General features: G+C 68.5%; 9 protein-coding genes. 6 read left to right on the top strand and 3 right to left on the bottom strand.

From position 1 onward, the window contains the following. Window positions 1-88 precede the first annotated feature (88 nt). Together EDF27_RS00040 and EDF27_RS19465 are read right to left on the bottom strand one after the other, a co-directional pair. Window positions 89-1,060, bottom strand: coding sequence for a COX15/CtaA family protein (locus EDF27_RS00040; RefSeq protein WP_132046688.1), 972 nt, complete (start codon window positions 1,058-1,060; stop codon window positions 89-91). A gap of 127 nt (window positions 1,061-1,187) precedes the next feature. After that, window positions 1,188-1,355, bottom strand: coding sequence for a hypothetical protein (locus tag EDF27_RS19465; protein ID WP_165931278.1), 168 nt, complete (start codon window positions 1,353-1,355; stop codon window positions 1,188-1,190). On the opposite strand from EDF27_RS19465, the gene sufB reads away from it, so the two are divergent. From sufB to EDF27_RS00015, 5 genes are all read left to right on the top strand, one after another. Further along, complete coding sequence (gene sufB, locus EDF27_RS00035) at window positions 1,339-2,757, top strand: Fe-S cluster assembly protein SufB (protein WP_123653507.1); 1,419 nt, start codon at window positions 1,339-1,341, stop codon at window positions 2,755-2,757. The genes EDF27_RS19465 and sufB overlap by 17 nt on opposite strands. Next, window positions 2,758-4,095 (top strand): Fe-S cluster assembly protein SufD, encoded by a 1,338-nt coding sequence (gene sufD / locus EDF27_RS00030; protein ID WP_123653506.1) that lies wholly within the window; start codon window positions 2,758-2,760, stop codon window positions 4,093-4,095. After that, a complete protein-coding gene (locus EDF27_RS00025; protein ID WP_123653505.1) occupies window positions 4,095-4,421 on the top strand; it encodes a non-heme iron oxygenase ferredoxin subunit in 327 nt (108 codons plus the stop codon). Before sufD ends, EDF27_RS00025 begins: the two co-directional genes overlap by 1 nt. Window positions 4,422-4,482: 61 nt before the next feature. Further along, the gene (gene sufC / locus EDF27_RS00020; RefSeq protein ID WP_123653504.1) at window positions 4,483-5,256 is read left to right on the top strand and encodes a Fe-S cluster assembly ATPase SufC; all 774 of its coding nucleotides are present in this window, start codon (window positions 4,483-4,485) and stop codon (window positions 5,254-5,256) included. Next, complete coding sequence (locus EDF27_RS00015) at window positions 5,256-5,585, top strand: metal-sulfur cluster assembly factor (RefSeq protein ID WP_123653503.1); 330 nt, start codon at window positions 5,256-5,258, stop codon at window positions 5,583-5,585. Before sufC ends, EDF27_RS00015 begins: the two co-directional genes overlap by 1 nt. A 100-nt stretch (window positions 5,586-5,685) precedes the next feature. Here the strand turns inward: EDF27_RS00015 and EDF27_RS00010 are convergent, their stop codons facing one another. Then, on the bottom strand, window positions 5,686-6,285 hold the full coding sequence (locus EDF27_RS00010; RefSeq protein WP_123653502.1) for a biotin transporter BioY: 600 nt from the start codon (window positions 6,283-6,285) through the stop codon (window positions 5,686-5,688). Between the two features lie 115 nt (window positions 6,286-6,400). Here EDF27_RS00010 and EDF27_RS00005 point away from each other — a divergent pair, with 115 nt between their 5' ends. Next, window positions 6,401-7,999 carry an ABC-F family ATP-binding cassette domain-containing protein gene (locus tag EDF27_RS00005; protein ID WP_123653501.1) on the top strand — a complete coding sequence of 533 codons (1,599 nt, stop codon included), beginning with the start codon at window positions 6,401-6,403 and terminating at the stop codon, window positions 7,997-7,999. Window positions 8,000-8,095: the final 96 nt, after the last annotated feature.

The following is an 8,095-nucleotide window of genomic DNA, read 5'->3' as shown; positions in this document are numbered from 1 at the left end:
TGCATCACTACAATCACCACCGACCACACACCGGCCTCGGCGGCCAAACCCCATCAGATCGCGTTCATAACCTCACGGGGAACTACATCTAGCGGGGGAGCGGCTCCCGGACGGCCTGGGGGCCGCCGGACGCGCGGGTGGAGAGCGTCACCGCGGTGACCGCGCCGACGAGCAGCCCGGCGAGCACCATGTGCGTGCCGACCAGACCGACCGGCAGGGCCGTGCGCGCCTGGGTGAGTCCGACCGCGATCTGGACGAACTCGACGATCAGGAGCACAAGTGCCCACCGGCTCGACAGGCGCAGGCGGACGGCGCCGACGACGAGCACGAGGGTGAGCGCGAAGAGGACGTACGCGGGGACGGCGTGCACGTGCTGCAGGATCGCCGGGTCGAGGCCCGTGCGGTGCAGACGCCCGCCGTCGACGGCCGCGTCGGCACCGGCGTGTGGACCGCTGCCCGTGGTGAGGATGCCGATGAGCACGGTGACCACCGTCGCGGCGATGGTGCCGCGGACCACGCCGACGTACCAGTTCGGCACGAGCCTCGGCGCGGCCCGGGGGCCGTTCACCGCGCGGTAGACCAGCGTGGCGGTGATGGCCACGAGTGCGGTCGACACGACGAAGTGCAGGCCGACGACGTAGGGGTTCAGGTTCGTGAGGACGCTCAGGCCGCCGATGACCGCCTGGACCGGGATCGCTGCGCCCTGGGCGAACGCGAGCCAGAACAGCTCCGGGCGGGTGCGGCGCATCCGGACGACCAGCAGGAACATCGCGATCGCGACGATGACGAGCACGAAGGTGAGCAGACGGTTGCCGAACTCGATGATCCCGTGGACGCCCATCTCCGGCGTCGACACGAGCGAATCCGCGGTGCAGCGCGGCCAGGTCGGGCATCCGAGGCCCGACGCGGTCAGGCGGACGAGGCCACCGGTGCCGATGAGGACGACCTCGACCACGAAGGAGGCCCAGGCGAGCACGACGACACGGGGGTCCACGACACGCGGCAGGGACCACCACCGGGTGCGGGTGTCCTGGTCGACGGGGGATCCGACGCGAGTCACGAGGGTGGTGCCTTCCTGTTGTTCCGTGCAGCGAACCTGTAGGATTCGAGGGTTCAGCAGCAGTCAAGTCTAGGCAGGCGCCGGCTCCGAACGAGCCGTGATCGCCGATCACCCCGGATGCGCACACTCAGGGCTGCGTGGAACCATCGACGTTGCGACGCAGCAACACCGAGTTCGCCGTGCACAGCACCATCGTGTCGGCGGTCTGGGATGGAATGGTGTCCAGCAGCCGCTGGTTGCCACTCGAGAAGCTGCCGCGAGAAGGAAACGAGGAGACCATGTCCGACGTGCTCATCGACCGTCCCGAGCTCGAGGGGCTCGGCCAATACGAGTTCGGCTGGTCCGACTCCGACTCGGCCGGCGCCTCCGCCCGTCGTGGCATCTCGGACGAGGTCGTCACCGACATCTCGAACCTCAAGAACGAGCCGGCGTGGATGCTGAAGAACCGGCTCAAGGGCCTGCAGCTCTTCGACCGCAAGCCGATGCCGACGTGGGGTGCCGACCTGACGGGCATCGACTTCGACAACATCAAGTACTTCGTGCGCTCCACGGAGAAGCAGGCGCAGTCGTGGGAAGACCTCCCCGAGGACATCCGTGCCACGTACGAGAAGCTCGGCATCCCGGAGGCGGAGCGCCAGCGTCTCGTCGCCGGTGTCGCCGCGCAGTACGAGTCCGAGGTGGTCTACCACCAGATCCGTGAAGACCTGGAGCAGCAGGGCGTCATCTTCATGGACACGGACACCGCGCTCCGTGAGCACCCGGAGCTCTTCCAGGAGTACTTCGGCACCGTCATCCCGGCCGGCGACAACAAGTTCGCCGCGCTGAACACGGCCGTCTGGTCCGGCGGCTCGTTCGTCTACGTCCCGAAGGGCGTGCACGTCGAGATCCCGCTCCAGGCCTACTTCCGGATCAACACCGAGAACATGGGCCAGTTCGAGCGCACGCTGATCATCGCGGACGAAGACTCCTACGTGCACTACATCGAGGGCTGCACCGCCCCGATCTACAAGTCGGACTCCCTGCACTCGGCCGTCGTCGAGATCATCGTGAAGAAGAACGCCCGCGTTCGCTACACGACGATCCAGAACTGGTCGAACAACGTCTACAACCTCGTCACCAAGCGTGCGATCGCGCACGAAGGCGCGACGATGGAGTGGATCGACGGCAACATCGGCTCGAAGGTGACGATGAAGTACCCGTCGATCTACCTCGCCGGTGAGCACGCCAAGGGCGAGACCCTCTCCGTCGCGTTCGCCGGTCCCGGCCAGCACCAGGACGCCGGCGCGAAGATGATCCACATGGCGCCGTACACGACGTCCTCGATCGTCTCGAAGTCGATCGCCCGCGGCGGTGGCCGTGCCGGGTACCGCGGTGAGGTCCGGGTCGACCCGAACGCGCACCACGCCGCCAACACGGTCCGCTGCGACGCGCTGCTCGTCGACACGATCAGCCGCTCGGACACGTACCCGGCGATCGACATCCGCGTCGACGACGTCCAGCTCGGCCACGAAGCGACCGTCTCCCGCGTGAGCGAGGAGCAGCTCTTCTACCTGATGTCCCGCGGCATGCCCGAGGACGAGGCGATGGCGATGATCGTCCGTGGCTTCATCGAGCCCATCGCCCGTGAGCTCCCGATGGAGTACGCGCTCGAACTCAACAAGCTCATCGAGATGAGCATGGAAGGATCCGTCGGCTAGATGTCCAGTTCCACCCCGACACCCCGCATCGACCAGCCGATCGAGCCCGCAGCAGCAGCTCCCACGGGTTCTGCGCACAGTGCTGGTTCAGAACAGCACGGCGCGAAGGCGCACTCCGACGGCGGCTGGGACACCAAGATCCCGGTGCAGACCCGATCGGATCGCCCGCAGTCCGGCGACATCGAGGCGTACGCCACGGTCACCGGCCGAGAGGTCAACTGGAAGTTCGCGCCGCTGGACAAGCTCGCCCCGCTCCTCGCGGGCGGCCTCGACGGCTCCGCGTACCCGTTCCTCGCGACCGAGACCGACGGCGCCGACGTCGAGTGGGGTCGCAGCGACGACCCCCGCGTCGGCACCGCCGGCCTGCCGGAGGACCGCGCGGCGGCGGCCGCCTGGACCGCCCGTGACGCCGTCCTCGCCGTCACGATCAAGGCCACCGACGCGTACGAGTCCATCACGATCACCCGGTCGGACTTCGGCTCGCAGCCCCGCGCCGCGCACACCGTCATCACGGCGGAGCCGAACGCCCAGGGCATCGTCGTCATCGACAACCGCGGCTCGGCGCTCCTCAGCGAGAACGTCGAGATCGTCGTCGGCGACAACGCCCGCCTGACGGTCGTGTCGCTGCAGGACTGGGCCGACGACGCCGTGCACGTCTCGACGCACTTCGCCGAGGTCAACCGCGACGCCTTCCTCAAGCACGTCGTGGTCTCGCTCGGCGGCGACGTCGTCCGCGTGAACCCGTCGACGCACCTCGCGAAGCAGGGCGCGGACACCGAGATGTACGGCGTGTACTTCGCCGACGCCGGCCAGTACATCGAGCAGCAGGTCTACGTGAACCACGACGCGCCGAACACGCGCGGTCGGGTCAACTACAAGGGCGCACTGCAGGGCCAGGGCGCGCACACCGTCTGGATCGGCGACGTGCTCATCGGCCGCGCCGGGGACGGCACCGACTCGTACGAGCAGAACCGCAACCTGGTCCTCACCGACGGCACCCGCGCGGACAGCATCCCGAACCTCGAGATCGAGACGGGCAACATCGAGGGCGCCGGACACGCGAGTGCCACCGGTCGCTTCGACGACGAGCAGCTGTTCTACCTGCAGGCCCGTGGCATCCCCGAGGAAGAAGCACGTCGTCTCGTCGTGCTCGGCTTCCTCGTCGAGGTCATCCAGAAGATCGGGGCGCCCGAGCTCGAGGAACGGCTCATCGCCGCGGTCGAGCAGGAGCTCCTCGAAGGCCGCACCGTGCTGGCAGAACCGGCGAACGCCGAACCGGCGAACGCCGAAGGGGCGACCGCGCAGTCGGCCGCCGCGCAGACCGAGACGGCGGTCTGATGGCCGAGAAGGTCTGCGCCGAGGACGACATCGCGGTGGACACCCCGATGCGCGTCGTCGTCGACGGCACCGCGGTGGCGATCGTCAAGGACTCCGCCGGCACCGTGCACGCCATCGGGGACACCTGCACGCACGGGGACATCTCCCTGGCGGAGGGCTTCGTCGAGGGGGACTCGCTCGAGTGCTGGGCCCACGGCTCCCGCTTCTCGCTGACCACCGGCAAGCCGCAGAACTTCCCCGCCTACGAGCCCGTCCCGGTCTTCCGGGTCGAGGTCCGTGACGGCGAGGTCTACGTCGACGTGCACGACCCCGTGCCGGTCGACTGAGACCCCCTCCACACACTTCCCGCGGCTGACGCCGCACCACAGCTGCAACCGAAGGAACGCAATGTCCACTCTCGAAATCCGCGACCTCAAGGTCTCGATCGACACCGACCAGGGTGTCAAGGAGATCCTCAAGGGCGTCGACCTCACCATCAACGAGGGTGAGATCCACGCGATCATGGGGCCGAACGGGTCGGGCAAGTCCACCCTCGCCTACACGATCGCCGGGCACCCCCGCTACCACGTCGTCGGTGGCTCGATCACCCTCGACGGGCAGAACGTCCTCGACATGAGCGTCGACGAGCGTGCCCGCGCCGGCATGTTCCTCGCCATGCAGTACCCGGTCGAGATCCCGGGCGTCACCGTGTCGAACTTCCTCCGCACCGCGAAGACCGCGATCGACGGCGAGGCGCCGGCGCTCCGCGGCTGGGTCAAGGACCTCCGCACGTCGATGGCCGACCTCAAGATGGACTCGTCCTTCGCCGAGCGCAACGTCAACGAGGGCTTCTCCGGCGGCGAGAAGAAGCGCCACGAGATCATGCAGCTCGAGCTCCTCAAGCCGAAGTTCGCCGTCCTCGACGAGACCGACTCCGGCCTCGACGTCGACGCGCTGAAGATCGTCTCGGAGGGCGTCAACCGCGCCAAGGCCGCGACCGGCCTCGGCGTGCTGCTCATCACGCACTACACGCGCATCCTCCGCTACATCAAGCCGGACTTCGTGCACGTGTTCGTCGCGGGCAAGGTCGCCGAGCAGGGCGGTCCGGAGCTCGCCGACCGTCTCGAGAACGAGGGCTACGACCGCTACGTGCAGGCCGCAGCCGCCGCCGCGGGGAACTGATGATCACCACACTCGCACCGGAGAAGTTCGACGAGGTCGTCGAGGGCCTGAAGGAGGTCCAGGACCCGGAGCTCGGCGTGAACATCGTCGACCTCGGGCTCATCTACGACCTGGCCTGGGACGACGAGGCATCGGCGCTCATCATCAGCATGACGCTGACGAGTGCCGGCTGCCCGCTGACCGACGTCATCGAGGGCGACACCGCGAACGCGCTCGACGGCATCGTCGACGCGTTCCGCATCAACTGGGTCTGGATGCCGCCGTGGGGTCCGGACCGGATCACCGACGACGGTCGCGAGATGATGCGCGCGCTCGGCTTCTCGATCTAGTCGCCACCACCTGCACAAACGGGAGGCCCGGTGCCAGCTGGCACCGGGCCTCCCGTCTGTCGTGTGCGCACCACGCGCCGGGGGCGACGCGCTGGGCGTGTCAGCGGCGGCCGAGCGCCTTCCAGGCGAGCGGGACGATGCCCGCGGCGATGAGCGCCTTCACGAGGCCGCCCGCGATGAACGGGTACAGGCCGGCGGCGAGCACCGACTGCAGGTCGTTCGGCGCGCCGAGCGTGCCGAGGACGACGGCCAGGTAGGGCAGCCCGGTCACGAAGGGGATCGCGCTCGCGAGCGTGAAGGCCAGCGCGGCCCGGCCGACCTTGCGGTCCCAGTTGCGGCGCGCGAGCCAGCCGATGACCCCGGCGGCGGGGACGAAGCCGATGACGTACCCGAAGCTCGGGACGGCGAGGGCGTGGATGCCGCCGGTCATGTCGGCGAAGAACGGCGCTCCGGCGAGGCCGGCGATCGCGTACACGAGCATCGAGAGGACGCCACGGCGTGCTCCGAGCGTCGCGCCGACGAGGACGACCGCGAGCGTCTGGCCGGTGATCGGCACGGGCCACATCGGCACCTCGACCTGGGCCATGGCGGCGGTGAACAGGGCACCACCCGCGACGAGGGCGGCGTTCGTGGCGAGCCCCTGCGTCCGCAGACGGTCGGCGAGGACTGCGCGGGGAGCGAACCCGGTGGCGTTCGTCATGGATTCTCCTAGAATGGACTGCTGGTCCCGTTCGGGACCATCGGTCCCGTCAGCGTAGCGGTGTACCTCCTGCACACGTCGTTGTGCAAAACCACCAACTGATTGGACTTCCACTGTGCTTGCCGTGCACGACCTCGAGATCCGCGTCGGGGCTCGCCTCCTGATGGAGAACGTGTCCTTCCGAGTGGAGAAGGGCGACAAGATCGGTCTCGTCGGCCGGAACGGCGCGGGGAAGACCACCATGACCAAGGCCCTCGCGGGGGAGCAGCCGCCGACCGACGGCAAGATCGAGCGCACCGGCGAGATCGGCTACCTGCCGCAGGACCCACGTTCAGGGAACCCGGAGGACACCGCCCGCAAGCGCATCCTCGACGCCCGCGGCCTCGGCGAGCTCGTGGAGGGCATCCGGCAGGCCACGCTCGACATGGCGAGTGAGGACCCCACCGTCGCCGACAAGGCGATGCGCCGGTACTCCCGTCTCGACGACCAGTTCAACGCCCTCGGCGGCTACGCGGCCGAGGCAGAGGCCGCGTCGATCGCGTCGAACCTCAAGCTGCCGGACCGGATCCTCGACCAGCAGCTGAAGACGCTCTCCGGTGGTCAGCGTCGTCGCATCGAGCTCGCGCGGATCCTGTTCTCGGACGCCGAGACGATGATCCTCGACGAGCCGACGAACCACCTCGACGCCGACAGCGTCGTGTGGCTCCGCGAGCACCTGAAGACCTACCCGGGCGGCGTCATCGTGATCTCCCACGACGTCGAGCTCGTCGACGAGGTCGTCAACCGGGTGTTCTACCTGGACGCCAACCGCCAGACCATCGACGTCTACAACATGGGCTGGAAGCTGTACCAACGGCAGCGCGTCGCCGACGAGGAGCGCCGCCGCAAGGAGCGTGCGGGCGCCGAGAAGAAGGCCGCCACGCTGAAGGACCAGGCCGCTCGGTTCGGCGCGAAGGCGTCGAAGGCGGCTGCGGCGCACCAGATGGTCGCGCGGGCGGACAAGCTGCTCGCGGGCCTCGAGGACGAGCGCGTCGCCGACCGGGTCGCGAAGATCCGGTTCCCGACGCCGGCGCCGTGCGGCCGCACGCCCCTCATGGCCGAGGGGCTGTCGAAGTCCTACGGGTCGCTCGAGATCTTCGCGGGCGTCGACCTGGCGATCGACCGTGGTTCCCGCGTGGTCATCCTCGGGTTCAACGGTGCCGGCAAGACGACGCTGCTCCGCATCCTCGCGGGTGCGGACAAGCCGGACACCGGCGAGATCCTCCCGGGTCACGGCCTGCGCATCGGGTACTACGCGCAGGAGCACGAGAACATCGACGTGAACCGCACGGTGATCGAGAACATGGTCTCGGCGTCGACCGACCTCAACGAGACCGAGGCCCGTCGTGTCCTCGGGTCGTTCCTGTTCACGGGCGACGACGGCTACAAGAAGGCCGGCGTGCTCTCCGGTGGTGAGAAGACCCGGCTCTCGCTCGCGATGATCGTGGTCTCCGGTGCGAACGTGCTGCTGCTCGACGAGCCCACGAACAACCTGGACCCGGCGTCGCGCGAAGAGATCCTCAACGCGCTGGCCGGCTTCGAGGGGGCCGTCGTCCTCGTCTCCCACGACACCGGAGCGGTCGAGGCGCTCAACCCCGAGCGTGTGCTGCTGCTGCCGGACGGCACCGAGGACCACTGGAACAAGGACTACGCCGAGCTCATCGAGCTCGCCTAGGTGTAGTTCCCCGGGACGTTGTGAACGGGTGACGTAAGTGAAGACCTCCGGGACGATGTGAGTTACCACACACCACGTCGTCACCGGAGGTCTTCG

This window comes from Curtobacterium sp. PhB136, from assembly GCF_004346855.1.
In the GTDB taxonomy this organism is placed as follows: domain Bacteria; phylum Actinomycetota; class Actinomycetes; order Actinomycetales; family Microbacteriaceae; genus Curtobacterium.
The sequence above is the reverse complement of the archived record's forward strand: the minus strand, read 5'-3'. Positions and strand labels throughout refer to the sequence as shown.

Coding starts and splice junctions, on each gene's coding strand:
- EDF27_RS19465 (WP_165931278.1), bottom strand. CDS start 1,355: ATGAGCACGTCGGACATGGTCTCCTCGTTTCCTTCTCGCGGCAGCTTC.
- EDF27_RS00025 (WP_123653505.1), top strand. CDS start 4,095: ATGGCCGAGAAGGTCTGCGCCGAGGACGACATCGCGGTGGACACCCCG.
- EDF27_RS00010 (WP_123653502.1), bottom strand. CDS start 6,285: ATGACGAACGCCACCGGGTTCGCTCCCCGCGCAGTCCTCGCCGACCGT.
- sufC (WP_123653504.1), top strand. CDS start 4,483: ATGTCCACTCTCGAAATCCGCGACCTCAAGGTCTCGATCGACACCGAC.
- sufB (WP_123653507.1), top strand. CDS start 1,339: ATGTCCGACGTGCTCATCGACCGTCCCGAGCTCGAGGGGCTCGGCCAA.
- EDF27_RS00015 (WP_123653503.1), top strand. CDS start 5,256: ATGATCACCACACTCGCACCGGAGAAGTTCGACGAGGTCGTCGAGGGC.
- sufD (WP_123653506.1), top strand. CDS start 2,758: ATGTCCAGTTCCACCCCGACACCCCGCATCGACCAGCCGATCGAGCCC.